Origin of the sequence: Fusibacter ferrireducens (assembly GCF_015352425.1) — a bacterium.
GTDB classification, from domain to species: domain Bacteria; phylum Bacillota; class Clostridia; order Peptostreptococcales; family Acidaminobacteraceae; genus Fusibacter_A; species Fusibacter_A ferrireducens.
The window spans coordinates 345,376-371,586 of sequence record NZ_JADKNH010000001.1 but is presented as its reverse complement, the minus strand read 5'-3'; the positions used below and the strand labels follow the sequence as shown (position 1 = coordinate 371,586).

Here is a 26,211-nt window from a genome sequence, read left to right as displayed (position 1 = left end):
CAGTATAGTCAATTCTTGTTAGGAGAAAATATGCAAAATGTAAATTTGATGTTAGGATAAGTAAAATTCTCATTAATAGCCATCAAAGTACAATTCACAATTAACCTTCACCAGACTTTCAGTTCAGTTAAGATATCATGTTTAAGACGCGATAACGATCGCCTTCCAAACTCATTTGCCTCAATTTTCTTGCCAAAAATGCACTGCTTAATGAATTCATCAGAGAGATTTAAACCTTCAATGCCGTCTATAAGTTCTTCTTTCCTAATTTTTGAATAACTCTTTTCCAAGTCTATGAGTTCTTGTACATCAACATCATGAATTTTATACGCTTCAAGGATTTTCATTGCGTCTATATTGTTCTTTAAAGCGCCAGCTGAATTGATCTTAAGCACTGCACTTGAAGTTTCAGAAAGTGTATATGAAAATTTCAGATCTTTAAAAAGATCGACTGTCTTGTCGTATGGCGATGCAAAATCATCATCGCGCCTACTTTTTATACGGTTGCAATTACCACACACAGGGACTAAGTTGTATAAACTCAGCGCAAAAAAAGGATATTGATCTTTGGAATAAAAATGATCCAGTTGTGCACCTGAAGCTTTGTTCCCCCTTGAATTTATATAATCCCGATTGCAATATGGACATGTGAGCAAATTGCTTTCATTCACTAATCTGACATTCAATTTTTTATTGTCTTTTTGTTTATCAATAAGCTTATCATATAACCCACAGAATTTTTTGCAATCCGCTTTATACTTTACCTTTATATCATTCAACTGCTTTTTCTTTTTGTTTTTAACATACGTATGGCAACTTTTTAATTCTGAAAACGGCATGATCACAATTTTTTTAAAATCCTCATTGCCATCAAAGAAATCTTCTGGAAATAAAGTTTTACAAATTTCAACGATTGTCGATTTTAAAGTGTCACTGACAACATCGTCAACAGCCTCGTAATATATACCTATAAACTGGTCACTAAAATCTTTAATTGCGATCATAACGTTCTCTCCTATTTTTAAGCTCTATCATTTTCTGTTCTAATTTCAATTGCTCTTTTTCCAGTAAAGCCAGCTGAAATGCCACATCATTTTTTCGGCTTTCCTCTAGCATCATTAATAATTTTTCTCTATAGACGACCTCGCCAACATATAAAATTTGTTTTTTAATAAAATTGAACATATCTGTGGTCGTATTCGGTATGCCATATTTTTTGTGAATACCGTCACTGATTTTATTGTATTTTTCAGAGCAAGGCTCCACCTCATCATCCTTGGCATTATTTAAGGCATCAAAAGCGTTAATCCATTGAATGAGTTCACTGATTTTTGATTTCGAAAAAGCACCTATAGAACCTTCCATAAAAAATTTTTTCATCATCAGAGTATGAATATTTTGGCCAAATGTCAATTGCTCTTCTTCATTTTCAATTTCGGGCATATAAACCACATCAGAATGCATTAAATCAGATACGATGAAGGGAGAATTAGTCGTAATAATGATTTGTATTTTATTCTGATCACTGTATTGATTGATCATAAAAATCAATTCTTGCATATACTTTCGTTGCCACTCCGGATGGTAATAAAGTTCACCTTCATCTATGAAGATGACTGCAGTTTCACCAGGCTCAATGGTATCCAAGACACTAAATGAGTTTTCTATAGGTTTCGCATATTTTTCAAACAATTTATAGTATTTACTATAACCACTTAGACACCAATAGAGTTTCGCTAAAAAAGAAAACTTTGCATACTGCCCAGAAGAAAAATGACCTAACTTTGATGTCCTAGAGGTTATCGCCTGCTCAATATAGGTTTCATTTTCCACAAGAGGTAAAAATGAATCTATTGGAATAGAACGATCCGATAGATTTAAAACGATATGCTCTATAAAATGATCTCCAAACATTCCTGATCGTATTTCATTGTTCTCTTTGTATGCTTCACTTTTCTTTATTGAGCTGTAAAAAGCATCTAAAAAGGCCAAGTGATAGCATATCTCTTTATTGACAAATGCTTCTTCTGGTGCATCTATATGATCCAACATGTAGTTCAACGAATTCATTTCAGAATAGTCTGCACTTCTAAAATCACCTCTTAGATTCATTTCAGAGTTATTATTATTCAAGGATGGATTGAGTCTTTTTTCGAACGTCCAATGATTGAGATGAATCATACTTGAAAAATAGATAATTTTACTGTAATCTGAGCTCTTGAAAACACCTTTCTCACAGGCTGAAAACACTTCAGTTTCCACTTTAAAATTTGAAATAAAATATAAATTGTCATTTAAATTAAAAGTCACTAAAAATTGAATTTCATCACCATCAAGTCCTATCACTTTAAGATCTTCCGTGACAACAATGCCATTTTCGATTCTTATTTCATCAGCCTCAATGCCCATGATCATTGCAAAAAACCACTGATTCAAAAATTCAATAACACTGGTCTTACCCGTCCCATTTTTGCCGACTATACAAGTTACAGAATGGATGCTAGGATCATAAAACTTTGGATTTAAATCAAGCTCGCTTTTCTTAATCAATTTTTTGGATTTCAAATTGAAATCAGTGAGGCCATCAAAAGAAAGTGTTGAATTATTAAGTGTCCTATATTGATCGATATAGGCATATGAAAACGAAAAATCACTCGCTCCAAGGGCCACATTCATAATGAGCTCATGGATTTCACTATAGTATTCTCTAGAGATAAATTCATTTAAGTAGTAGTCATTTTCATTCATGGGAAATTTTTTGAGTTTCTTGTTGTATTTAATTTCTATGTTCTTGTTTTGATAAGATACTGTCAAAATCGGCACTTTGTTGAGCATAAAGACACGTTGCGTAAAAGGTGTATTCTCCCAATAGCCATATTTCTCCTCATCCTCTTCTTGCAAAACCATTATTTTTTCTTGTCCAATATGAGTATTGTAGTCAATATAATATCGAGAATACCGTTCGTTCTTATATTTTAAATAAAGAATTTCATTGAGTTTGTTGGCAATAATTAAGCTGTCTAAATAGAAAAATTTTTTTTCTAGAAAATCATCCCATTGACTATATCTTATGACTGTATATACCTGTTTCCGTATAATTGGATCTCCAAGAACATTTGAAAGGGATATCCCATCAAGTCCTCTTAAGATATACTTGATTGGAATATTAGAAATACCCTTTTGGATTGCGGATATCCCTTCATAGGCATATCCCCGATCACCTTTGCTGCCGGCATAGGAAATATGTTTAAAAAGAACAGGCGTAAGGCGTTCATACTCTTGTACATTCATTTTTCTTGCGGGAAAATAAGTGCACAACATGGTTATGGCGCGCTCATTGTTATAAAAAGGACCTGTATACATATCAAAGTATTCAATCAATCCCCTGTAACACAGATCTTCAAAATGAGTATCACTTAGGAGCTGATTAAATAACGTTTCATCAGAAGTCTTTAAAACATAGAAAGCGCAACACATATAACGATGTGTAAAAAGTTGCTCGAAATACTTATTGCCCTTAAGAACAGCAAAATAAGGTTTTAAAATACGTATCCACTTTTCCGCATATTCAAGGAGCAAATTGTTTTCAATATCTATGTTTCCATACTTTTCTATCTTTTTTATTCGTTCTGAAAAATAGACATTCACTTTAATCAAAATTTGATCATTTGTGTCCGATTCTGTAATATTAAATTCCCTTTGAATATTGTCATCTATGCTTTGAATTATGTTCATAGTCACCCATTGCCCCCATTGAATTTTACTGATTTTAACAAATTATAGCACATTTCAATAATCAATATAATAGCACAACTTTATTTTTATCTACAAAAAAAATAAGCATTTGCTGAAAAATCAGCATTTGCTTATCTTTATCATTTATATTTATTCATCATCACTATTAAGAGTCAACGCCATGGGATTTTCTCTTATTAAATAACTAAACGAACGCTCCATGACATCACTACGGAAAAAATCTGTACGAATAGCTCACAGGTTTATAACCCATTTTTAGATAGAGCGAGGCACCCATTTCTGATGCGTCGAGTATTGTAAAAGAAACCCCGTGATCAAATAGAGATTTAGACAATTTATAGACGAGCTTCGAACCATATCCACGCTTTCTATACGCCTTTGCAGTGGCAATCATATAGAGCCCACCTATGGTCCTTTGATCTTCTAATTCACTGATATACCCAATCCCTGCCGATACTGGCTCATCGTTTACCGTTCCAAGTGTTAACAAATAGCGTTCATCCGCAAGTGTAAAATTAAAGAGTTTGCGCATAGGAGCCAGTGACATATCTGGATTGTCAAAGAGACCTTCCGCAAGTACCTTACACCATCTCAACAGATCATGTTCCGTCTCAATGTTATAGGCTTTAAAATCCAAATTCTCAGGTTCTCGATTCAACAAAATCCCTTGCCCTACCAACACATCTGACTCTACCAACCCATCTGGTCCTATCAAAGCGTTTGGATTCGTCAAAGTTTCTTGAGTTGCAATCATAATTGGTAATTTGTCATATGAATCAACTCTGTCCAAAAGTGCCTGTATTCTGCTCTCATTGGATTGAGACTCTCCAAGAAAAATAGTTGCTGGCAACTTGTTGAAGTGAATCGATCTTAGCATCTCATCCGCATATGAAACTTCAAATTCACTGATTGAACTGCTGTATATATAGGGCCTTAAATCCATATAATGCACGGGATCAGTTTCAACCACGGTGCACTTATTTTTTTGGGCTAAATGTTTAAATAGCTCATTTCTATTGCGCTGAATCAACAATCCATAATCCATGACATATACCCCTCCTGCTCAAAAGTAACATTACCTTTCTTCTCTAAAATAAGGTAGACTAAGGCCTTGAGGCGGCGCACTTTCTTTGGACTGTTTTATAGAACTCAGAACCAAAACAATAATCGTTACTAAATAAGGCAACATATCCAGAAGATTTTGCGAAATGTTAAATTGTTGTAGACGGAAACCAATAATGCTTAGACCACCGAATAAATAAGCACCAAAAAGGGCTTTATAAGGATTCCACTTGCAGAAAATAACCAGTGCTATGGCAATCCATCCTCTACCAGAAGTAATGTTATCTTGCCACTGAGGCACTTCCACTATGGATAGATATGCACCACCTAATCCACATAACGCACCTCCAGCTAAAATATGAATATATTTATACAGATTGACATTGATGCCAGAGGCATCCGCAGCAGCAGGATTTTCGCCTACAGCCACAAGATTCTGTCCAAGTCTCGTCTTGTACAGGTAAACCCCCACCAAAATCGCTAACAAGTAACCCAAATATACGAAAACATCTTGATTAAATACAATTGGACCTATAAAAGGTATTTTAGACAACAAAGGAAATTCTACAGGTTTACAGAAATGAATAATGCCTTCTGATAGTTTTTTGCCCACAAAAGCAGTACCAATATAGCTGGATAATCCCGTCCCAAAAATAGTGAGCGAAAGTCCTGAGACAACCTGATTTGCCCTTAAAGTTACCGTTAAAAAACCATAAATTAAGGCAGAAGCAGCTCCAGCAAATATTGCCGCCCCCATTGCCAAAAGAGGATTCTCAGTATATAGACCAACGCCAAATCCTGAAACAGCGCCCACAAGCATCATACCTTCCACACCTAAGTTAAGATGGCCTGCCTTCTCCGTGACGATCTCTCCCAATGTTGCAAAGAGCAATGGCGTACCTGCAATCATCATAGCCGTTAGAAACGAAATAATCATACAGACCCCTCCTTTTTACTCGATTTAAGCACCAATTTGTATTGGACAAAGAACTCACTCCCAATGACGAAGAATAAGATAATACTTTGCAAGATATTTGCAGCAGCCTGAGGAATCTGGAAAGCAGTTTGAATAAAACTCCCCCCTTTAATCATGGCTGCAAAGAGAATGGAAACAGGAATAATTACTGCAGCATTAAGTGCAGATAACCATGTTGTTATAATTGCGGTAAAGCCATAGCCAGCCGATAGAGATGCCGATAAAGTCTGATTGACTGCCGACGCTTCTATCATGCCCACAATGCCACAAATGCCGCCACTGACAAAAAGTGCTCCGAGAATAACTCGGTTTACGTTAATGCCAGAATATTTGGCTGTATCCATACTCTCCCCTACAACAGAAATCTCATAGCCTTTTTTGGAATACTTCATCATCACAGATACGATGACAACAATAACCAATGTGATGATCCAACCCATATGAATCCCAAAAACTTTAGGTAAAATCGCGGCATCAGAAAAGTTGGCAATCTTGGGAAAGCCCATAGATTTTGGGTCTTTCCAAGGTCCGTACTGTAAATAAGTAATCCATTTGATAGCAATATAATTAAGCATTAAAGTAATAATGGTTTCATTAGTATCAAATTTTACTTTTAAAAAAGCAGGCAGCAATGCCCATAGACCACCGCCAATAAAGCCTGCAATGAACATCATTAAAAGCAATAGCGGTTTGGGCAAAGTATCAAAATTAAGCGCTATAAAGCTTGCAAAGAAAGCGCCCATTAAAATCTGACCCTCCCCGCCAATATTCCAAAACTTCATCTTAAAGGCAATCATAATGCCCACAGAAGTCAAAATTAAAGGAATCGCTATAATCAACGTATCTTTGATCCTAAAAGTAGAACCAAACGCACCCATAAACATAGCCGAATAGACCTTAATCGGATTATGCCCCATAATCGCAATGAAGAGTCCTGCTGTAATAAGTGCAAACAATATGGAAAGCACTCTAATTAAACTGGCTTTGTTAGACGTCATATCTGTTCGTTTAACCATTCTTAACACGATATCGCCTCCCCTGCCATCATTAACCCGAGATCTTCCTTGGTCACTGTATCTGATTTGACAATCCCAGTAATTCTGCCATCACATAATACCATAATACGATCACAAAGCTCCAAGAGAACATCCAGATCCTCACCAATAAATAAAATGGCAACACCCTTTTGCTTTTGATCGTTAATCAAATCGTAAATTGTATGAGAAGCGCCAATATCAAGCCCTCTAACAGCATAAGCCGTTATGAGTACATGCGGATTCGTCTCAATCTCACGCCCGATTAAGACCTTCTGTATATTGCCGCCAGATAATTGTTTTATTGGATGATGCACTCCAGGGGTCTTAATCTCAAGTTGATCAATCATGTGCTCACATTTTGTCATGATCGGCTTGCGCTTCAAAAAAACACCCTTCTGGTTATGGTGTGCTTTTAAAAGATAATTGTCCACCATATCCATAGAAGCAACAAGTCCCATGCCAAGGCGATCTTCAGGAATAAAACTCATGGTAATGCCGCGTTTTATAATAGCTCTGGGTGAAAGTCCCAAAATATTTTCGTCATTATATATAATGGACCCAGATTCTACTGTATAAAGGCCTGCGATTGCTTCACAGAGCTCTTTTTGACCACTGCCAACAACACCTGCAACGCCTAAGATCTCTCCTTCAAAGAGATCAAAGCTTACACCGTCAAGTACTTTCACCTTATCTTGGTCATAAGCCATTAGATCCGCTACTTTTAAAGCGGCATTGCCTCGTTTCACTTGTGGTCTTTGAATAGAGAGATTCACAGATTTTCCAACCATAAGGTCAGTCAATTCTTTAGGTGATGACGCCTTGGTCTTCACTGTGGCAACCGTTGTCCCTTTATGAAGTACCGTCACACGATCTGAAATTGCCATGACTTCGTGCAATTTATGTGTGATAATGATCACTGCACAGCCCTCTTTAGCCATATTTCTTATGATTTTAAAAAGTTTTTCTGTCTCTTGCGGCGTTAAAACCGCAGTGGGTTCATCCATAATGAGGATATCTGCCCCTTGATAGAGCACTTTTAAAATTTCAACGGATTGCTTTTCACCTATGGACATGTTATACACTTTTTTATCTGGATCTATTGGAATGCCATAGTTTGTAGATATGGCTTTAATTTCTGAACTGATTTTTTTCTCATTAACAAAAAGTGATCCAGCTTGCCCAAGAATAATATTTGCCTTGGCTGACTGCACCTCTACAAGTTTGTAATGCTGATGGATCATACCAATCTTTTGATTGATAGCATCTTTTGGGGAATTGAACTTAACTTCTTTACCATGTATAAAAATAGAACCGCTGTCAGGTTTATAAATACCTGACAGCATGTTCATAAGCGTACTCTTGCCTGCACCGTTCTCACCGAGCAAAGCGTGAATTTCGCCTTTATTTACACTAAAATTGATATTGTAATTAGCTCTAACCGACCCAAAAGTCTTGCAAATGTCATTCATTTGTACAAAAACTTCTTCTTGCATCGTGAGCTCCTATCTATTCTATTTTACCTTCTACACCTTTAACAAACCACATCATATTTAACATTTCTTCATCTGTTAAAGTTTTGCCTTCTTCTACTGCAACTTCGCCTGCTTGGTTTAAAATTGGACCTGCGAAAACAGCTAAAGAACCATCTAAAATTTTAGCTGTGGCAGCATCTACCGCTTCAGCCGCACCAGCAGGTGCATTTTCTGTAAGTGGCGCAAGTTTTACAACGTCATCTTTCATGCCACCCCAGTATGCTTCTGATTTAAAAGTACCATCTAATACATTTTGAACTTGTGCCACATAATATGGTCCCCAGTTCCAAACTGGTGCAGTCATGTAAGCTTTTGGTGCCATTGTGCTCATATCAGTATTGTAACCGATTGAGAAAGCGCCTCTCTCCTCAGCAGCTTGTTGAGGACCTGTTGTATCTTGATGTTGAGCTATAATGTCAACGCCTTGATCCAATAGAGAAATCGCTGCTTCTTTTTCTTTCGCTGGATCATACCAAGTCGAAGTCCAAACCACTTTTACAACGGCATCTGGATTAACCGATTGAACGCCTAACGTAAATGCGTTAATGCCTCTGATAACTTCTGGAATTGGGAATGCAGCCACATAACCAATTTCATTAGATTGTGTTTTCATACCAGCAACAATACCTGATAGATATCTTGCTTCATACATTCTACCAAAGTAATTGGACATGTTTTCAGTTGTTTTGTAACCTGAACAGTGGAAAAATGCTACGTCTGGAAACTCTTTTGACATTTTTTCAGTGTAGTCCATATGACCAAAGCTTGTTGTAAAGATTGCTTTAGCACCTTGATCTACCATGTTTCTAATTTCTTGTTCAACTTCCTGAGTTTCAGGAACGGATTCTTTATAAATGGTTTTCACACCTAATTTTTCTTCTAAATATAATCGACCTTGGTCATGAGCATATGTGTATCCGCCATCTCCGATTGGTCCAACATAGATAAAGCCAACGGTCATATCTTCAGGCGCCGTTTGAGTAGCTTCAGCCTCAGCTTGTGAAGGTTCTGCTGGTTTGTCTGCGGCTTTTTCTGGCTCATCTGGTTTTGACGAACAACCTGTCATTGCAAAGATCAATGTCAATACAACTAATAACGATAATATTTTTTTCATTTCACTCTTCTCCTTTACTCCCCAAAATTAACGCGTTTGATTTTGTTCGATAAATGTAATTTTTCCATCTTCAAAACGATTCACAATTGCCAAAGACTCCAAATGGATATTCATATCTCTCAAAATTTGCCCACCCTCTTGAAATCCTTTTTCTATCACAGCACCGACGCCTTCTAGCGTAGCACCCGCTTGATCGAGAATTTCAATCAGTCCAAGTGCCGCACGTCCATTTGCCAAGAAATCATCCAAGATTAAAATGTGATCATCACTTGATAAATAGCGTTTAGAAACTTTGACATCATAGTAAGCTTCTTTAGTAAAAGAATACACACTGCTTTTGTATGTCTCTGCATCTAAATTTTTAGACTGTACTTTTTTAGCAAATACCACAGGAACATCAAAATAAATCGCCGCAATGGATGCGATACTGATTCCAGAAGCTTCAATCGTTAAAATCTTAGTGATTTTATGATCTTTAAAGCGTCTGTGAAATTCTTTACCAATCTCTTGCATGAGCCTAATATCAATTTGATGATTTAAAAAAGAATCCACCTTTAAGATCTCAGGGCCCACTGTTGTGCCTTCTTTTAAAATTTTTTGCTTTAATAATTCCATTCACTTTTCCTTTTAATTGTTTTTAGATGTCACAAACTGATCTCCATAAACCCTTTTCTCAATTCAAATTACAGAGAAAATCTTCTATTTTAATATCAGTTGTATAAAAAAAGAACTCTGTCAAGACAGAGTTCCTGAAAAACTTGAGATATAGATACAGTAATAAGATAACATTGATCAGGTGCCAAATTACACTATAGCTATACACAAATTTTACCGAACTCGTAGCCTGTAACTATTTAAGGTAGCTTGTAGAAACGTTTGATCCATATTATCAAACTTATACGAGTAAATATAGTTAGAGTGTCAAAATCCAGTTTCGCACGAACCCTCAACCATATGCTGTATCGCGTACTTGCCGTAAACGACATCTTATGGTTGAGGGTTGCTCAACTATTGGATTTTAACACTCTAACCAAATATTCAATTTTAAATTGCAAATTCCATCGTTTTACTATAACATTAAAGTTCTAAAAATTCAATCCTATATTTGTACTTCGTTATATCTAAAACAATCCATTGTATGATCATTTACCATGCCCACAGCTTGCATATAAGCATAACAAATCGTCGTGCCACAGAACTTAAAGCTTCTCTTTTTAAGGTCTTTGCTCATGGCATCGCTTTCTGGTGTACTCACAGGCACTTCTTTCATACTCTTGAAAGTATTGATGATGGGTTTTCCACCGACAAACTGCCAGATATAGGCATCAAAACTGCCGAACTCCTCCACAACTTTAAGATAAGCCTCTGCGTTACTTCTCACTGAATAGACTTTTAACCGATTGCGAATGATCCTCGCATCTAATAAGATCGCATCCAATTGCTCGTCTGTGTATTTCACAAGTTTTTGAGGATCAAAATTTTCAAAGATCAAATTGTAATCATCGCGTCTTTTTAAAATCGTGAGCCATGAAAGACCTGCTTGAGCACCTTCAAGGTTGAGCATTTCAAATAACTTGCGGTCATCATGAACCGGTACGCCCCATTCCTTATCGTGATAATCATGATGGAGTTCATGAGATTGAGCCCATTCACATCTTACTTTTGACATTATTTTACCTCCGTTTAAAGTTCTAAATAGCATACAGTTAGACGCTTTCAAGTGAAAAATTGTCCTCGAAAGCAATTCGTTCTATAGCACTGTAATTTAACCTTTAGAGCATATGCACAAACGCCCGATACTCGTGCTCTAAAATGGACATAATCATCATGGAATCATATTGCCCATTATAAAGCACACTCTCCCTCATGATGCCTTCTTCGACAAAACCTTCTGATTTATAAAGATGACGGCCTCTCTCGTTGTAAGTCTTCACATCCAGCCACAAACGATGTGCCTTTAACTCATCAAATATATATTGTTTCATCAAGATAAAAGATTGGCGTCCATAGCCATGTCCCTTATCCGTAATGACAATTCTTCTAAGCTCAATATTGTTATTGTTGTTTTTTAGGCCTGCCACAAGCATATAGCCCACTTTTTTACCTGTTTTTACATCCTCAATGATAATATGCATTTGATTTTCATCGCCAATTGCTGAAAGATGTTGTTCTATAGTCCATTGACTGACAAATCTTGAATTCTCCGCATCGCTCTCAGCAGTCTTCACAAACTCTAAATCTGCCGACAGTGTTGCACGACATTTAATGTGCTCATTTTCTATAAAAATCATACATCTGCTCCATTCTCTCACAAGCCCTTCAGCTTTAATTTCCAACCTACTCTCATGATATCATAAATGTTCAATTTTGCGCAAAAAAAATCCCGAATGCCAGCCTTGTAAAAAAGATGGATTCGTGATATTATATAACATTATGGGATTAAGGAATTCTATAGTATTTCTCAACTATACATTAACACAATTCAACCCTGTTTGTCAATACTTTTTAGAAAATTTTAATTTAAGGAGGCTAAAATGTTTTCGCTTGAACTTTTATCACAAAAATTAGCGCTTGATGAAATCCTAGAACTCAACGACCTCTCTGGCCTTTTCGGCCTCAAATTGACACCACAAGATGCGCTCGCTCTAATAGAATCTAGAAATCAAGCTCTAATCTCGCATGGCCGCATCGAAATCGGCAGTGCAACCATAGGCAAAATAATCGAAGCTTTTCTAGACTCCCCCTACATCCAACAAGCAAACTATGTGGCAACACTTGATGAACTCATCGAAACTTTTTACTATATGAAAAACGAAATGTTCGAGGTCATCTCAGATGATGATCTTATTGAATTAATGGTGAAATACTTTAATGGCAAATCTGGTGGTTCGATTGAACTCCTAAGAGATCGTGATTTAGAAAAAGTCTTGCGTTATATTCATAAAAAATTTTAGGAGGTCTAAGATGATTCATACACTAGCGAAACACTCTCTTTACACAGATTTTATCCCAGATATTGAAAAATGGACATTTTCCATGTTGGAGTACAGTCTAAAAAATGGCATGATTACCCCAAAGCAAGTAGAACTCATACAGCTCGACATTATGAAAATCATGAGTGAAAATGTGCTTAAATACACCCAAGGCAAAAGTGCTTCTGTCAAAACAGATGTAGGCATCGATTTATATAATGGCGTTGTTTATACGCTGGATGCTTATTTCAGGTCGTTTAATGACATGAACGATGCTTTTGAAAAGCTCATGACTTTTGAAGTCTCAAGATTTTATCAAACAGGTCAAAATTGCATTAAGGCAAAAATGGCACATTTAGAACTTTCATATAAGTATCTAAAATCCATGCATTTGGCACTTGCTATAGACGCCTATATTGACACGATCTACAATGGATTAGAACTCTTTTTCAAAAATTACGATTACGAGTTCATGCCCAACCTCACCAGTGGCATGATTGATTATCCACTCTTTTATGATCCCATGAAAGAGATTGGCATATGGTATGTTGAATACTATATAAAAACGCTGAACCTAGAAAATGATTTTTGCCACAACTATGACGAAAACGATATCCTATCCATTGTTGCACTTTATGCAAGAAACTATGATATGGCACCAGAAAATCTCATCAACAATGTTTCCGAAATACTCCTTAAGCAATCTATTGCATCCACCTTGCTGGAAAGAGCTGTTAGAAATCTCTTTTTGAAGCCAAGCGACATTAAACTTCTCCATGAAAAATTCAAAGCGCACCCTGATCCTGAAGCATTGTTTGCGGATGCCTTTTATGAGGCCATCGACACCCTAATGCCAAGCGCAAAATCCTATTTCAGAAGAGGCTTTCCATCTCTTCTAACCCAATTTAAGCTGGCATTTGCATCTGAAAACTTAGCACATTTCTTCACATTATAAAGGGCCCAGCATATGCTGGACCCCTTGATGCCTAACTCGTTAGAGTAAAGGCCACCTCTCAATTTTCAAATTAAACGCCTCCTTTCGATTGGATTAACCGGTCAAGTTCATTATCTCACAACTGTCAAAATACAAATAGGGAAAGAATAGATTGAACTATTTTTTCTCCGTCTTTCTTTCATAGACAATTTTCTTGACAGCCGCTTCACTCATAAAATAGTGATTCGCTATGAGACCAACTGACTTACCCGCTTCAAATTCAGCTAAAATACTGGCATTGCGCTGATCTAATTCATCACGTATGCCTGATTTTAGTCCCCATGCTTCTCTTCGGGAGGACTTAGGAATATAAATGATCGTGCCTTCAGTATATTTCTGTAGTTCCTCGAGAAGATCTGCTGGTAAAATTTCCGCAGCATTTTTGTAGTTCAATAAATCTTACCTCCTGTGTTTTGACAATAATAGAATAACGGTTAGTCTTCATTGAACATCACTCCTCTCATAATTTATTCTCGCACATTGTACGACATTTTTAGTATACCAAAAACAAATCATTTATAAAATGATTCCCCTTTAGATGTAAGCATTTTGTAATATTATGATTTTTGAAGCATCTTTTGAAGATAGTTGTTAAACCACTCCAATTGATGTCTATAATTTGAAATGCCATAATCCAGTGTATCCTCTTCAAAACCATTTATATCACATAGTTCACCGTGCCCTTCGTGATTTTTTAGTTTTTTTAGGCCATCAAGTCTAGCTTCGATGCCAGCAATCACACACTTAATTTGCCCTATAGCTTCTTCATGGTCTATATTCTTAAAAAAGAATATCTTCGCTAGAAATTCATGATTAAAAGGTGAATATTCCGCAGGTGCTTTAAGCCACTTCAGAAAATGATCTTTGCCAACCGCTGTAAGACTATACTTCTTGATCATTTTTTTTCCTGTCTTGCCCTCATATGAACTGATCCATTTTTTAGATTCCAATCTCTTAAGAGCTGGATAAATGCTGCCAAAGCTTGCATCCACAAAATTGGAAGTACTGTGCGTCATTATCTTTTTAATTTCATATCCAGTTAAATCACCATAAGTTAAAAAACCTAAAAGTACATATTCTAACATTTTTACTCCTTAAAGTTCGGGATCATTTACTATTTTTTTATGTTGTTTTACCATTGCTGGTATCATTTGATTCGTATAAATTTCAGATCTCACTTTAGGTATCAGCATTAAGATGCTCATAATGCGATTGTAAACTCTTGATTTCACATTTTTTTGGGGAAAATCAAATAGATGCATTGCTTTATAAGCTTTATAGTCCGCTCTAAACGGAAATCTTAAATGGCCCCACATTTCGTCCCTAAACAATTTATGAGTGCTCACGGATAAAAAAGTCTCGTTTGCCTTCAGCTTGGATTCAGATGCACTCAAAATATTATGCATTAGCGACAGAAGCTGTTGATCTAATTCATCGGAAGTCTCATATTCATTTGAGACATACCCCGAATTATGACATTTTTGCCATTGAAAATAGGCTTCAAGAGTTTGCTTTAAATTTGGAATTGCCCTAAGAGGCCCCGAAATGATAAAGCCCACATGTTTATTCATAAGTGTCGGCGTATGCGTATTAAAAAACGCACGGTCTAAGTACTGCTTCCATTTAGAAGACAAATATCGATCCTTTATGGTTCCAGCAAACAGAATCACCTCTGCTCCTTTAATTTTTTCGTCATAAAAGGCTATAAAATCATCTTTACCTTTATATCTGCATTCATAATTGTGACCGCATTTTATGCAGCCAATACATCCGCCTTTAATATCTAATTTCGACAAATTGATGATTTCAAACGTATGCCCTGATATATGCAGACATTGATCTACCATTGCTTTCAATGTTTGATCCTCTAAATCGTCCACCACCAGTAAGGCTTTTTTATCTGCAAATGAAACCGTCTTTTCCAATATAGAAGGGACATAATTTAAATTCGGTTTTGTAAGTGGAGCGTGATTGACCTGTGTAACCTTTTGATCTTCAACTGCCCTTAAAAACCGATTGCCAAAGGTTTTTACATAATCCCTGCCCGCTTCTTTTGTTAAATCCCTCATGTGAACCGATAGAAAATCAACATATTTCATCTTTAAATCATCACAAATAGCATTCATGTAATTGACAGCACAATGATCATAAAAATGAATCGACGACAGAACGAGACAGGTATACTTTAAGTTAAAACTTTTTTCAAAGTTTCGCTCGAAGACCATTTCAATAAAACGCTTTAATTGTGAAGGCACAGTGAAAACATACACGGGAAAAGACCAAATAACAGCGTCTGCTGACGCCATGTTCGTCAGTGTCGTTTCAAAATATTCTATGTCTTTCTCTAAACGATGAATTTGCTGGGCAACGTTGTAAACCTCAAGTTGAACCTCTGAATGCCTTTTGAACATATACCGCGTATTTTGCAAGGTGACGCTGTTTTCGCCCTTTGGGCTACCATTAATAATCGCTATTCTCATGGAATTACCTCCTAATCTGAACCACTTCAGTCTATATGATGCACTCTAGAAACGATGTTTTTGTATGCTATTTTTATGTATTTCCTCACCTGATATATCGTACTGATATATCGATTCGATATATCAATATAATACGCCAACGTTTATCTTCTGTCAAATCTAGTCTCACACTTTTTATTCACTAAGCTCTTTATGGTTTTCGCTTTAGGTCGATCCCACAGCAAGCTGTTCTCACAGCTCTTTTCAACATAAAAAAGCCTTTCAAATTCAGCAATTGGACAACTCGCTGATTCTGAAAGGCTTTCCTATTTTTACGTTTAAATTTAGATCTAGGTCAATTTTTTAACTTTAAAAACCTACTATACTCAAATATGTACCATACTAAAATAGGCGATGACAATTGCACCTAAAATAATTCGATACCACCCAAATACTTTAAAATCATGTTTTTTAATGTATTTCATTAAAAATTTAATGACAATGATCGAGACTGCAAACGCAACTAACATCCCCACACCAAGCGTTAGCATTTCTGCAGTGGTATAGTGTATGCCAAACTTGATCAGTTTAATGGCACTCATACCAAGCATAGCCGGCACAGCAAGAAAGAAAGTGAATTCTGCTGCCGCTGTTCTAGACACCCCTATGACTAAAGCACCTATAATCGTTGTCCCAGAACGTGATGTGCCTGGTACAATGGACAATACTTGAAAGAGACCAATGAGCAATGCAGTTTTATAGGTAATATCATCCAGCACATTAATTACAGGCTTTCTGCCCTTATTCCAATTTTCTACTAGAATAAATATGACACCGTATAAAATCAACATGGAAGCGATCACCGTGGGCGTTTCAAAATGCGCCGTGACATAATCATCGAATAAAAACACTGCAACAGCACCTGGGATGCAAGCAGCCACAACTTTAAACCACATAGAAAAAATCTCTTTTTTTATGACTGGTTTATTCTTAAAATCAAACGGAAACATTTTGTCCCAAAAAATAACAACCACTGCCATAATGGCGCCTAACTGTATCACCATGAAAAACATGTCCTTAAAGGCCTCTGACATATTGATTTTCAAAAATTGGTCCACAAGCAACATGTGTCCTGTACTACTGATTGGCAACCATTCTGTAATGCCTTCAACAATTGAGAGTATTACAACTTTTAATAGTTCGACTAAATTCATTCTCTGACTCCTTCATTTACTACATACAGTGTATGTCATATTGCAGGAACACAACTAAACACCTTTTAAAGTATAATACTTTTCACGCCATGAATCCACTGTTTTAAGTGATTTATTTACGTTTTACGCCTTACACTTTTGTAAGGTATCACTATCAATATAGTGTTTTACAGAGCGTCCTATATAGGCTCAATTTAGATATTGGTCGCATTCACAGTTGAGTTGTTTTACACTTGTCGATCTATTTTTATTCTTAGAGTTCTAGTTGCCACAATATTTACACCCGTATCCAAAATATTTTCAACGACGACATCACCGCGCTTCACTGGCGCCTCTACAATCACTTTATTCAGGATGGACATGCATGGAAAAATCTTCTCTTTTGGAATGGGCATTTCTGTTTTAACTGGCAATCTGTCAAGCATGGCGTTTTTGATTTTAATGGTTGTCGTCAGCATTCTCGTCGGTGCTGTCAATTCTTTTTTAGCGTAAGCTTCGCCCCTGGAACATTTATTGCCAAATACCTTCATTTTTGAGTCCTCTATTGTCACGGTCAGGTGACATCCCAAGGGACATACGATACATATGAGTGCTCTCTCTTCCATGATTATACCTCCGCTTGGATCACTTCCACCGTAAGTGACTTTATGGTCTCATTTAATAAGGACTTCTCTAAAATCAGATTTTCCATTTCTCCTGGCGTTAAATGATTCTTTTTAAACGCTTTAATGGTCACGCCATCCGCTTTAACCACAATTTGAGCATTGTGATAAACCGCCTTAACACGTAGAAAGAGGCTAAATTGATCCTCTAAATTTTCGTGGCAAATGCTTTGAGGCACAACGTAAGCGATGCCTGCTTTAGAACAGATGTGAATTGAATTCATTTTTTTCTTGTGTGATTCAATTACCTTTTCATGTGTTGCACTTATATTTTTGTGTGATTCAATTACACATTTAGCTGCGCTTGTGCCTGCACGAATACTTTCAGCCGTTACAAAGTCCACGAGATCATGCACATGAACGACGTTTCCACAGGCGAAAATACCCTGAATAGTCGTTTCCATGGCATCATTGACAATAGGACCACGAGTTCTCGGATCTATTTCAATTCTTGCTTGCCTTGACAGTTCATTTTCAGGAATGAGTCCTACGGATAAAAGTAACGCATCGCATGAATATTCAACTTCTGTCCCCACGACGGGTTTCATATGTGCATCTACCTTTGAAATCACCACAGAAGACACTCGGTCTCTGCCTTTAATAGCCGTTACAGTATGACTCAAAAGAAGCGGAATGTCAAAATCATTTAAACATTGAACAATATTTCGGGTCAATCCACCTGAATAGGGCATGACTTCTGCCACCGCAAGCACTTGAGCACCTTCGAGCGTCAGGCGTCTCGCCATGATGAGCCCAATATCTCCCGAACCCAATATGACCACTCTTTTTCCCACCATATAACCTTCTATATTGAGATATCGTTGAGCCGTACCTGCACTGAAAATCCCTGCTGGTCTTGTCCCTGGGATTGCAAGGGCACCACGCGTACGTTCTCTACACCCCATAGCAAGAATAATGGCTTTCGCATGAATGATCATAAAACCATCTGTTTCATTCATCGCCTTGATCCTTTTATCTGTATCGATTTCAAGGACCATAGTATTCAATTTATATTCAATGCCCGTTGTCTCAACCACTTCAATAAAGCGCTCAGCGTACTCTGGACCTGTGAGTTCTTCTCTAAAGATGTGAAGCCCAAACCCATTGTGAATACACTGCTGTAATATCCCTCCAAGTTCACGGTCTCTTTCAATAATCAGTATATTCTCAACACCTTTTTTATGCGCTTCAATGGCACTTGCAAGCCCTGCTGGACCGCCGCCAATGATGACAATATCATAATTCATGATAAATCCTCCTACAACGATTTGGTCTTTCCAACGAGAATATAAGAGGATTGCCCCTCTTGGCAAACGGATTCCATTGCACAGCCAAGTTCTCTTGCTAAAATCTCCACAACTCTAGGACCACAAAAGCCACCTTGACATCTCCCAGCACCCGGTCTAACGCGTCTCTTAATGCCATTTAGCGTGGTCCCGCCACAATTTCTGTGAATTGCATCCAAAATTTCACCTTCGGTAATCATCTCACATCTACAGATCACACGACCATATGCAGGGTTACGCTCTATTAACGCCTTTTTTTGAAGGTCATTTAGATGCTCAAATTGGATTCTTATGCTTCTCTTGGGTTCAAACCTCGTTCGCCTTGCAGCATTTAACACGCCAGATATTTCATCAGCTACATATATACCTATTGCTGGAGCACTGGATAACCCTGGAGATTTCATCCCAGCAATATTATAAAAACCATCCACTTGGCTAAATCCTATGATAAAATCATCCGTTGAAGGTTCTGCCCTTAACCCTGAAAAGGTTGTTATATTCTCGCTAAAGGGTATATCTTTGATTAAGTGATTCGCAAGTTGTTTCACTAAATTCAGACGTTCTAAAGTTGTTTCAGTTGCCTCCTTTTGTGAAATTTCAAGATCCTCTGAATCTGGGCCAATGAGAATATTCCCATTGACGGTTGGAAGTACCAAAGTCCCCTTGCCCTTGTTGGATGGGCATGGAAAAATGATTCGCCTCACATGATCTTTTGCTGACTTGTCCAGTAAAAAGTACTGACCTCTTCTCGGCGTTATGGTGAACTCCGGCACATCACAAACCATGTGGTATATCTGATCTGCATAGACACCTGCTGCATTGACAACATACTTGGCTTCAACCAATGTATTGCCATCTGAAATTATGTAATGATCACATTTCTTTTCAATGGTTTTAACTTCAAAATTCAGTTTTAATTCGGCACCATTATCCATTGCATTTTCCATATATGCAATCGCCAATTCCCAAGGTTCTGTAATGCCTGCCGTAGGCGCATAAAGCGCTGCCACAGCATCATCACTGACATTGGGTTCCATCGCTCTCAGCGATAACTGGTCTACGATCTCAAGATTTGAAATGCCTAGCAGTTCCCCATTGTGTTTCAGGGCTTCAAGTGTCGCTAAATCCTCTTCAGAAAATGCACAGACCAGTGACCCTATGCGTTTGAATGGCACATTGAGTGTTTCACATACCTCGCCAAAGATTCGATTGCCCCATGCGTTGAATTTACCTTTGAGAGTACCATATGGCGCATCGTATCCAGCATGAACAATAGCACTATTGGCCTTAGTTGTACCACAGGCAACATCGTTTTCTCTCTCTAGCACCATCACTTTGATATCGAATTTCATAAGTTCTCTCGCAACTGCTGTACCAATCACACCAGCGCCTATAACCACTACATCATACATTGATCAAAAGCCTCCTTAAATTCTGCCACTCATGGTATCAAAAAGCCATCACAAATAAACCTGTTCTAAGGCTCTATTGTGATGACTTTCATGCTCTTGTCATTAATTTTCTATCCACTTCACTAAATCCTATTTAATTGCATTGTAAAAGAGAAATTAATTACTCGGCATCTTCCCAGCCCTTTGAACGTTCAACTGCTTTTTTCCAGCCCTTATAAAGCTTCGCTCTGTACTCTGAGTCTATATGGTGCTCAAAAGTTCTATCTATAGCCCAGTTATTCGCTATTTCTGCTTTAGATTTCCAAAATCCCACTGCAAGACCTGCTAAGTAAGCAGCGCCTAAAGCGGTTGTTTCCGTCACTTTAGGTCTATTCACAGTAACGCCCAAGATATCTGCCTGAAACTGCATTAAAAAATTATTTGCAGTTGCGCCACCATCTACTTTTAAAGTCGCCAGTTTGATATTTGAGTCCTCCTGCATTGCTTCTAGAACATCTCTCGTCTGATATGCAATGGACTCCAGCGTTGCTCTGATCACGTGATTTTTATTCGACCCCCGAGTCAATCCAACCAAACTCCCCCTTGCATACATATCCCAGTAAGGCGCACCAAGTCCAGCAAACGCAGGCACCAGATAAACACCGTTCGTATCGTCCACTTTTGATGCAAAATATTCTGTATCTGCCGCATCGGAAATCATCTTCATTTCATCTCTCAACCATTGAACAGAAGCGCCAGCCATAAAAATAGAACCTTCAAGCGCATATTCCACTTTACCGTCGATCCCCCAAGCAATTGTCGTCAACAAACCATTTTCTGACGGCACCATTTTTTCCCCCGTATTCATGAGCATAAAACAACCCGTACCATACGTATTTTTAGCCATACCTGGCTCAAAGCAAGCTTGACCAAAGAGTGCAGCTTGTTGGTCGCCAGCAATGCCCGCAATGGGTATTTCTGCACCCCCAAAGGTCTGAACATCCGTATGACCATAGACTTCTGAGGATTGCTTCACAGTTGGGAGCATAGAAACTGGTATATTAAGTGCTTCTAAGATTTCTGAATCCCAACAAAGCGTCTTTATATTGTAGAGCATCGTTCTAGAAGCATTAGAATAGTCTGTAACATGCACTTTGCCACGTGTCAAATTCCAAATCAGCCATGTGTCTACATTGCCAAATAGGAGTTGTCCTTTTTCAGCTCTTTCTCTTGCACCATCCACATTGTCCAAAATCCATTTGACCTTAGTGCCCGAAAAATAAGCATCCACAACAAGTCCAGTATTTTCACGAATATAGCTCTCATAACCCTTAATTTTGAGCTCATCACATATACCAGCAGTCCTGCGACATTGCCATACAATTGCGTTATAGATTGGTTTCCCAGTGTTTTTATCCCATACAACCGTCGTTTCCCGCTGGTTGGTGATGCCGATTGCCGCTATTTCATGGGGATTTACGCCTGCGGTTTCTAAAGCTTCCCGAGCAACACCGGATTGCGTCCCCCAAATTTCCATTGCATCATGCTCTACCCAGCCTGCCTTAGGATAGATTTGAGTGAATTCTTTTTGTGCGATTTTTAAAATATTGCCACTCTTATCAAAAATAATCGCCCTTGAACTTGTAGTGCCTTGGTCTAATGCTAAAATATACTTTTTCTCCATATGGATATGCCTCCTCAAATTCACCGTTCGATCTCATAACTTTATTCTATTATTTTTTCCACACATGCACAATACGCTTATGCACCTTCTTTATAAGGACTATGCGCTTTAACCTATAATTCTTTTCCACTGAATCATAGAACTGTTTGACTTACAACATACAATGCATCTCAAAACAGAAGCTTTAATCTGCCAATCTAATTTCCCGACGTAAAATTTGATCTGCTTCAAAGACGAGATAGCCATTACAAATTTTTTCCATAAGATAGCGATCATGCGTTATCAATAGAATCGTTCCATTGTATTGAGCAAGTGCAGTTTCAAAAGTTTCCTTACTCTTCAGATCCATATGATTTGTGGGTTCATCCAATATCAGAAGATCATATGTCCCCAATAATAATTTTAAAAGTTTGAGTTTTGTTTGTTCACCAAAGCTGCAAGAGGTCACTTTGTGATTCAAATCCAGCGATTTAAATCCCAGTTGGTAGAGTTTATTCGATAAATCCACGAGAGCTGCTCGGTCATAAAGATCAAAATAAGACTGAATGGTCTCTTCAGGAGAAGTATCAATGGCATACTGATCCATATAGGCGATCTTCAAAGCAGGACTCATAAGCAATTCTCCCGAATCCAGTGTCAGTTGCTTCATTATAAGTCGCACAAGTGTTGTCTTCCCACAACCGTTATTACCTAAGATACCGATCCGTTCACCACGTGTCATGTAGAAGTCACTTGGTTTAAAAAGTATTTTATCTCCAAAACTTTTGGAAATATTCTTGGCTTCTATAATGTTTTTCCCCCTTGCACCGGCATCTTTAAAATGCATCACAATCTCTCTATCTGCTCTGGGTTTCTCAATGCCTTCTATCTCTATTTTTTCGAGTCTCTTTATTCTGGATTTAATCTGCTTATCCTTTTTTTTAGCTTTTGCTCTAAAGTGTTCTTTTTTCCCCATGCCATTTCTTTGCTTCTTGGTGGCATCTCTATGTGCCTTATCAGACCAAGTTTTAAGCTGTCTAATATCCGCTTGAATTTGCTTTTTATAAGATTCTTGAACCGCATAAGCATTACGCTGCGCCTTAATGTGATCAGATTTTAAGCTAACATATTGAGAATAATTGCCTTCATAAGAAGTTGAAGTACCATTTTCAATTTCTATGATCTTTGTGCATATCTGATCGAGAAAATAGCGGTCATGTGAGATCACAATCACTGTACCGGGAAAATAATGGACTTCATTTATGAGCCAATCTATGCCATTATAATCCAAATGATTCGTGGGCTCATCCAATATGAGTACATTGGGCTCTGTGGCCCATATTTTTGCAAGTGCCACTTTTGTGCGCTCTCCACCACTCATTTCTTTTTCTGACACAAGGTCAATTTTCAGTTTGCTTTCAATTTCAAAATAGGTGCTATTAAGCTCTGGTACATCGATATTTAAAAATTCGTATGTGCTAGATTGAGTTAAGAGGCCCACTGTGACCCCACGATCATGCCACTCAACCGTACCTGAATCCGCTTTGAGCTTACCTGAAATCAATTGAATTAGCGTCGTCTTGCCCGCACCATTTTCACCGACAATCCCCACTCGTTCTCCATAAAATAATTCTATATTAATTGCTTCAAGAACAGATTTATAGCCATAGGCTTTATTTAAATTTTTACAAGTTAATATTGTCATACGATCACTCCTCACATAATGTTGCTCCAAAACTCAACACTCAATACGATTACAGAAGACATCTAAACGTTTAAAAAGATTAAAATACATCCATATCACATTCAGTTTAAGTTCAAGATACACAAAAAGGCTGTGCATTGAACGAACTCAATGAACAGCCTATCCTACGTAAGTAAGCAAATAACAGCAAGAAAACAACACTAAAGCGTTGTCCTTTAAATCATATTTGAAAGCAGTCATGAATGTTCTCAGCACAAAAAAAGTCTACTTGAAAGAATAATTATTATTCTCCTGTCATACGCAAAATATCATTTCCATATTGACATTAAACTCTCATTACTAAGAACTTACTTCATTGTACTCTCCTTATTAAAATCTTTAAAAGTGACTCTCTAAAGTATAAAATAGAATCTTAACCCAGTCAATGCCAACTATAAAAAGAATGTGAATTTAATCCATTCGTAACATTTGACGCCAGAACGTTTGTTTGGTATTATTTAAATAGCGAGGTGACTTATGAAACCAGAATATCATTTAACCGTCCAACAAGCACGCTATTTTATGTTAAGAAAACACGGTCTGATCAATGACTTTAAATTTACAGGTAAAGAGGGCATCCTGAGTTTTATCAGACAAGTTGGATGTATTCAGTTTGACCCAATCGACATCTGCGGCAAAAATCCAGAACTCGTATTACAGTCAAGGATAGAGCACTTTAAAAAGTCAATGCTCTCAGAATTGCTCTATGAAGAAAGAGCGCTTATCGACTACTTTGATAAAAATCTCTCCATCTTTGCCGTTGAGGACTGGCCTCATTTTGACTCTAAAAGAGCCTCTTATCAAAAGGTTTCTCTCAGCCGTGAAGCAATTGATCGCGTCATTGACGATGTGCTCTACTACATACACCAAAATACATTTGCCTGTTCAAAGGATATTCATTTAAGCGAAAAAGTAAATTGGTTCTGGAACGCTACTTCACTTGGAAGAGCAACACTTGAAACACTTTATTTTAGGGGAGAACTCGTGATACACCACAAGAAAGGCACTATAAAGTACTATGCTCTTGCAAAAGATTTTATCGATCAGGAGATTCTCAACTGTCCCAATCCAAACAGAACTCGGCAAGATCAAATTGAATGGCACATTCTGAGACGCATCGGTGCCGTCGGCATGCTTTGGAACAAGGCTTCTGATGCTTGGCTTGGCATCGACGAGATGAAAGCCGCCCAAAGAAATCATGCCTTTCAGTCACTTATAAACTCAAAGCAAGTCATCGAAGTTGCAGTCGACGGCGTTGAAATGCCGCTCTATGCGTTAGAGCAAGACCGCCTTTTGCTGGAATCGTGCCTTGAAACTTTTAAAAATTCGAATTGGACCGAAACACTTTTGCCGCGCGTTTCTTTTTTAGCGCCTTTGGACAATTTATTATGGGATCGCAATTTAATTAAAGCTCTATTTAACTTTGAATACAAGTGGGAGATCTATACACCCTCTACAGATCGAAAATTTGGCTATTATGTGCTCCCCATTCTTTACAAAGATGCTTTGATTGGTCGCATTGAAATGGTCAATAATAAAAAAGATAGAACCTTAGACGTAAAAAAAATCTGGTATGAAAAAACCTTCAAACCAGATCGAGAATTTAAGAAAAATCTAAGAGGGAGTCTAAAAAAATTTGCAACTTTTAATGACTGTACCCAAGTTAACATGACTAAATGACGCTTTATTTCATCAGAATCATGCTGCGTCTTCACATGATTACAAGAACAATTGCCAATTTGTCAAATCAACCCATTGGTTAAATTTAAAACCGGCTTCTTTAATTACAGCTACTTTTTTAAATCCAAATTTTTCATGGAGTTTTTGACTGCTTTCATTGGGTTGAGACACACCCGTAATAATGGAATGATAGCCGCTCTCTCTAAGTTGACTTATAATTACTTCATATAATTTTGAGCCTATCCCCTTCCCCGCATGATGCCGATCTACGTAAACAGAGGTTTCAATCGAAAAGCGATATGCAGAACGTTCTTTCCATTTCGTTGCATACGCGTAGCCAATAACTTTGCCCTCTTCCTCATAGACATGCCAAGGTAGACCTAATGCCTTTACCTTGTTTATCCTTTCAATCATACCTTCAATTGAAATAGCATCCTCTTCAAAAGTAGAGATGCTATTTAGAACATAATAATTGTATATCTCGCAAATCACTGCTGCATCAGATGTTTCCACTTTTCTAATCATATTAACCCCTCTTTTCATAAAACTTTTTATCATGATCTTTAATTGTCATCGGCCAATCTTGCATACAACAACATTTGAGTCATCTCCCGATGTCTCAAAACGATTTTCGCTGACGCTGTTTGAGGTTGAACATGCCTCTTCACA

23 protein-coding genes and 1 riboswitch are annotated in these 26,211 nt (G+C 37.5%); of the genes, 3 read left to right on the top strand and 20 right to left on the bottom strand.

What is annotated here, in order from left to right; all coding sequences use genetic code 11:
- Positions 1 to 107: 107 nt before the first annotated feature.
- The 10 genes from ISU02_RS01835 to ISU02_RS01790 form a co-directional block, all read right to left on the bottom strand.
- Positions 108 to 1,004: an HNH endonuclease gene (locus tag ISU02_RS01835; protein ID WP_194700066.1), complete on the bottom strand. Its 897-nt coding sequence runs from the start codon at positions 1,002 to 1,004 to the stop codon at positions 108 to 110.
- Complete coding sequence (locus tag ISU02_RS01830; RefSeq protein WP_194700065.1) at positions 991 to 3,741, bottom strand: AAA family ATPase; 2,751 nt, start codon at positions 3,739 to 3,741, stop codon at positions 991 to 993. The genes ISU02_RS01835 and ISU02_RS01830 overlap by 14 nt, the downstream gene beginning before the upstream one ends.
- Before the next feature lie 223 nt (positions 3,742 to 3,964).
- Positions 3,965 to 4,801, bottom strand: coding sequence for a GNAT family N-acetyltransferase (locus ISU02_RS01825; protein WP_194700064.1), 837 nt, complete (start codon positions 4,799 to 4,801; stop codon positions 3,965 to 3,967).
- A 30-nt stretch (positions 4,802 to 4,831) separates the two neighbouring features.
- On the bottom strand, positions 4,832 to 5,755 hold the full coding sequence (locus ISU02_RS01820; RefSeq protein WP_194700063.1) for an ABC transporter permease: 924 nt from the start codon (positions 5,753 to 5,755) through the stop codon (positions 4,832 to 4,834).
- Positions 5,752 to 6,819 (bottom strand): ABC transporter permease, encoded by a 1,068-nt coding sequence (locus ISU02_RS01815; RefSeq protein ID WP_194700062.1) that lies wholly within the window; start codon positions 6,817 to 6,819, stop codon positions 5,752 to 5,754. The genes ISU02_RS01820 and ISU02_RS01815 overlap by 4 nt, the downstream gene beginning before the upstream one ends.
- A complete protein-coding gene (locus ISU02_RS01810) occupies positions 6,813 to 8,324 on the bottom strand; it encodes an ABC transporter ATP-binding protein (protein ID WP_194700061.1) in 1,512 nt (503 codons plus the stop codon). Before ISU02_RS01810 ends, ISU02_RS01815 begins: the two co-directional genes overlap by 7 nt.
- 13 nt (positions 8,325 to 8,337) lie before the next feature.
- On the bottom strand, positions 8,338 to 9,477 hold the full coding sequence (locus tag ISU02_RS01805; protein WP_194700060.1) for a BMP family ABC transporter substrate-binding protein: 1,140 nt from the start codon (positions 9,475 to 9,477) through the stop codon (positions 8,338 to 8,340).
- A 27-nt stretch (positions 9,478 to 9,504) separates the two neighbouring features.
- Entirely contained in the window at positions 9,505 to 10,092 is a 588-nt protein-coding gene (locus ISU02_RS01800) for a xanthine phosphoribosyltransferase (protein ID WP_194700059.1), read from the bottom strand.
- Between the two features lie 205 nt (positions 10,093 to 10,297).
- Positions 10,298 to 10,400, bottom strand: a riboswitch (purine riboswitch).
- Positions 10,401 to 10,576: 176 nt separating this feature from the next.
- Complete coding sequence (locus ISU02_RS01795; protein ID WP_194700058.1) at positions 10,577 to 11,146, bottom strand: DNA-3-methyladenine glycosylase I; 570 nt, start codon at positions 11,144 to 11,146, stop codon at positions 10,577 to 10,579.
- A 103-nt stretch (positions 11,147 to 11,249) separates the two neighbouring features.
- Positions 11,250 to 11,768, bottom strand: coding sequence for a GNAT family N-acetyltransferase (locus ISU02_RS01790; protein WP_194700057.1), 519 nt, complete (start codon positions 11,766 to 11,768; stop codon positions 11,250 to 11,252).
- 243 nt (positions 11,769 to 12,011) lie between these two features.
- On the opposite strand from ISU02_RS01790, the gene ISU02_RS01785 reads away from it, so the two are divergent.
- Positions 12,012 to 12,431 carry a DUF6323 family protein gene (locus ISU02_RS01785; RefSeq protein ID WP_194700056.1) on the top strand — a complete coding sequence of 140 codons (420 nt, stop codon included), beginning with the start codon at positions 12,012 to 12,014 and terminating at the stop codon, positions 12,429 to 12,431.
- A 10-nt stretch (positions 12,432 to 12,441) separates the two neighbouring features.
- Positions 12,442 to 13,404: a DUF6179 domain-containing protein gene (locus ISU02_RS01780; protein WP_194700055.1), complete on the top strand. Its 963-nt coding sequence runs from the start codon at positions 12,442 to 12,444 to the stop codon at positions 13,402 to 13,404.
- Positions 13,405 to 13,560: 156 nt separating this feature from the next.
- On the opposite strand, the gene ISU02_RS01775 is transcribed toward ISU02_RS01780, so the two are convergent.
- From ISU02_RS01775 to abc-f, 9 genes are all read right to left on the bottom strand, one after another.
- Positions 13,561 to 13,836 carry a CD3324 family protein gene (locus ISU02_RS01775; RefSeq protein WP_194700054.1) on the bottom strand — a complete coding sequence of 92 codons (276 nt, stop codon included), beginning with the start codon at positions 13,834 to 13,836 and terminating at the stop codon, positions 13,561 to 13,563.
- 164 nt (positions 13,837 to 14,000) lie between these two features.
- Positions 14,001 to 14,528 (bottom strand): PadR family transcriptional regulator, encoded by a 528-nt coding sequence (locus ISU02_RS01770; protein ID WP_194700053.1) that lies wholly within the window; start codon positions 14,526 to 14,528, stop codon positions 14,001 to 14,003.
- Positions 14,529 to 14,537: 9 nt separating this feature from the next.
- On the bottom strand, positions 14,538 to 15,923 hold the full coding sequence (locus ISU02_RS01765; RefSeq protein ID WP_194700052.1) for an NAD(P)H-dependent oxidoreductase: 1,386 nt from the start codon (positions 15,921 to 15,923) through the stop codon (positions 14,538 to 14,540).
- 365 nt (positions 15,924 to 16,288) lie between these two features.
- The gene (locus ISU02_RS01760; RefSeq protein ID WP_194700051.1) at positions 16,289 to 17,116 is read right to left on the bottom strand and encodes an undecaprenyl-diphosphate phosphatase; all 828 of its coding nucleotides are present in this window, start codon (positions 17,114 to 17,116) and stop codon (positions 16,289 to 16,291) included.
- A 227-nt stretch (positions 17,117 to 17,343) separates the two neighbouring features.
- Complete coding sequence (locus ISU02_RS01755; RefSeq protein ID WP_194700050.1) at positions 17,344 to 17,721, bottom strand: DUF1667 domain-containing protein; 378 nt, start codon at positions 17,719 to 17,721, stop codon at positions 17,344 to 17,346.
- Positions 17,722 to 17,723: 2 nt separating this feature from the next.
- Positions 17,724 to 19,025: an NAD(P)/FAD-dependent oxidoreductase gene (locus tag ISU02_RS01750; RefSeq protein ID WP_194700049.1), complete on the bottom strand. Its 1,302-nt coding sequence runs from the start codon at positions 19,023 to 19,025 to the stop codon at positions 17,724 to 17,726.
- Positions 19,026 to 19,036: 11 nt separating this feature from the next.
- Positions 19,037 to 20,476, bottom strand: coding sequence for an NAD(P)/FAD-dependent oxidoreductase (locus tag ISU02_RS01745; protein WP_194700048.1), 1,440 nt, complete (start codon positions 20,474 to 20,476; stop codon positions 19,037 to 19,039).
- Between the two features lie 160 nt (positions 20,477 to 20,636).
- Positions 20,637 to 22,139 carry a glycerol kinase GlpK gene (gene glpK / locus ISU02_RS01740; RefSeq protein ID WP_194700047.1) on the bottom strand — a complete coding sequence of 501 codons (1,503 nt, stop codon included), beginning with the start codon at positions 22,137 to 22,139 and terminating at the stop codon, positions 20,637 to 20,639.
- A gap of 184 nt (positions 22,140 to 22,323) precedes the next feature.
- Complete coding sequence (gene abc-f, locus ISU02_RS01735; RefSeq protein WP_194700046.1) at positions 22,324 to 23,823, bottom strand: ribosomal protection-like ABC-F family protein; 1,500 nt, start codon at positions 23,821 to 23,823, stop codon at positions 22,324 to 22,326.
- Between the two features lie 516 nt (positions 23,824 to 24,339).
- Here abc-f and ISU02_RS01730 point away from each other — a divergent pair.
- Entirely contained in the window at positions 24,340 to 25,542 is a 1,203-nt protein-coding gene (locus ISU02_RS01730; RefSeq protein WP_194700045.1) for a winged helix-turn-helix domain-containing protein, read from the top strand.
- A gap of 39 nt (positions 25,543 to 25,581) precedes the next feature.
- Here the strand turns inward: ISU02_RS01730 and ISU02_RS01725 are convergent, their stop codons facing one another.
- Entirely contained in the window at positions 25,582 to 26,067 is a 486-nt protein-coding gene (locus ISU02_RS01725) for a GNAT family N-acetyltransferase (protein ID WP_194700044.1), read from the bottom strand.
- Positions 26,068 to 26,211 lie beyond the last annotated feature (144 nt).

Coding starts and splice junctions, on each gene's coding strand:
- ISU02_RS01835 (WP_194700066.1), bottom strand. CDS start 1,004: ATGATCGCAATTAAAGATTTTAGTGACCAGTTTATAGGTATATATTAC.
- ISU02_RS01825 (WP_194700064.1), bottom strand. CDS start 4,801: ATGGATTATGGATTGTTGATTCAGCGCAATAGAAATGAGCTATTTAAA.
- ISU02_RS01820 (WP_194700063.1), bottom strand. CDS start 5,755: ATGATTATTTCGTTTCTAACGGCTATGATGATTGCAGGTACGCCATTG.
- ISU02_RS01810 (WP_194700061.1), bottom strand. CDS start 8,324: ATGCAAGAAGAAGTTTTTGTACAAATGAATGACATTTGCAAGACTTTT.
- ISU02_RS01805 (WP_194700060.1), bottom strand. CDS start 9,477: ATGAAAAAAATATTATCGTTATTAGTTGTATTGACATTGATCTTTGCA.
- ISU02_RS01800 (WP_194700059.1), bottom strand. CDS start 10,092: ATGGAATTATTAAAGCAAAAAATTTTAAAAGAAGGCACAACAGTGGGC.
- ISU02_RS01795 (WP_194700058.1), bottom strand. CDS start 11,146: ATGTCAAAAGTAAGATGTGAATGGGCTCAATCTCATGAACTCCATCAT.
- ISU02_RS01790 (WP_194700057.1), bottom strand. CDS start 11,768: ATGATTTTTATAGAAAATGAGCACATTAAATGTCGTGCAACACTGTCG.
- ISU02_RS01785 (WP_194700056.1), top strand. CDS start 12,012: ATGTTTTCGCTTGAACTTTTATCACAAAAATTAGCGCTTGATGAAATC.
- ISU02_RS01780 (WP_194700055.1), top strand. CDS start 12,442: ATGATTCATACACTAGCGAAACACTCTCTTTACACAGATTTTATCCCA.
- ISU02_RS01770 (WP_194700053.1), bottom strand. CDS start 14,528: ATGTTAGAATATGTACTTTTAGGTTTTTTAACTTATGGTGATTTAACT.
- ISU02_RS01765 (WP_194700052.1), bottom strand. CDS start 15,923: ATGAGAATAGCGATTATTAATGGTAGCCCAAAGGGCGAAAACAGCGTC.
- ISU02_RS01760 (WP_194700051.1), bottom strand. CDS start 17,116: ATGAATTTAGTCGAACTATTAAAAGTTGTAATACTCTCAATTGTTGAA.
- ISU02_RS01755 (WP_194700050.1), bottom strand. CDS start 17,721: ATGGAAGAGAGAGCACTCATATGTATCGTATGTCCCTTGGGATGTCAC.
- ISU02_RS01750 (WP_194700049.1), bottom strand. CDS start 19,025: ATGAATTATGATATTGTCATCATTGGCGGCGGTCCAGCAGGGCTTGCA.
- ISU02_RS01745 (WP_194700048.1), bottom strand. CDS start 20,476: ATGTATGATGTAGTGGTTATAGGCGCTGGTGTGATTGGTACAGCAGTT.
- glpK (WP_194700047.1), bottom strand. CDS start 22,139: ATGGAGAAAAAGTATATTTTAGCATTAGACCAAGGCACTACAAGTTCA.
- abc-f (WP_194700046.1), bottom strand. CDS start 23,823: ATGACAATATTAACTTGTAAAAATTTAAATAAAGCCTATGGCTATAAA.
- ISU02_RS01730 (WP_194700045.1), top strand. CDS start 24,340: ATGAAACCAGAATATCATTTAACCGTCCAACAAGCACGCTATTTTATG.
- ISU02_RS01725 (WP_194700044.1), bottom strand. CDS start 26,067: ATGATTAGAAAAGTGGAAACATCTGATGCAGCAGTGATTTGCGAGATA.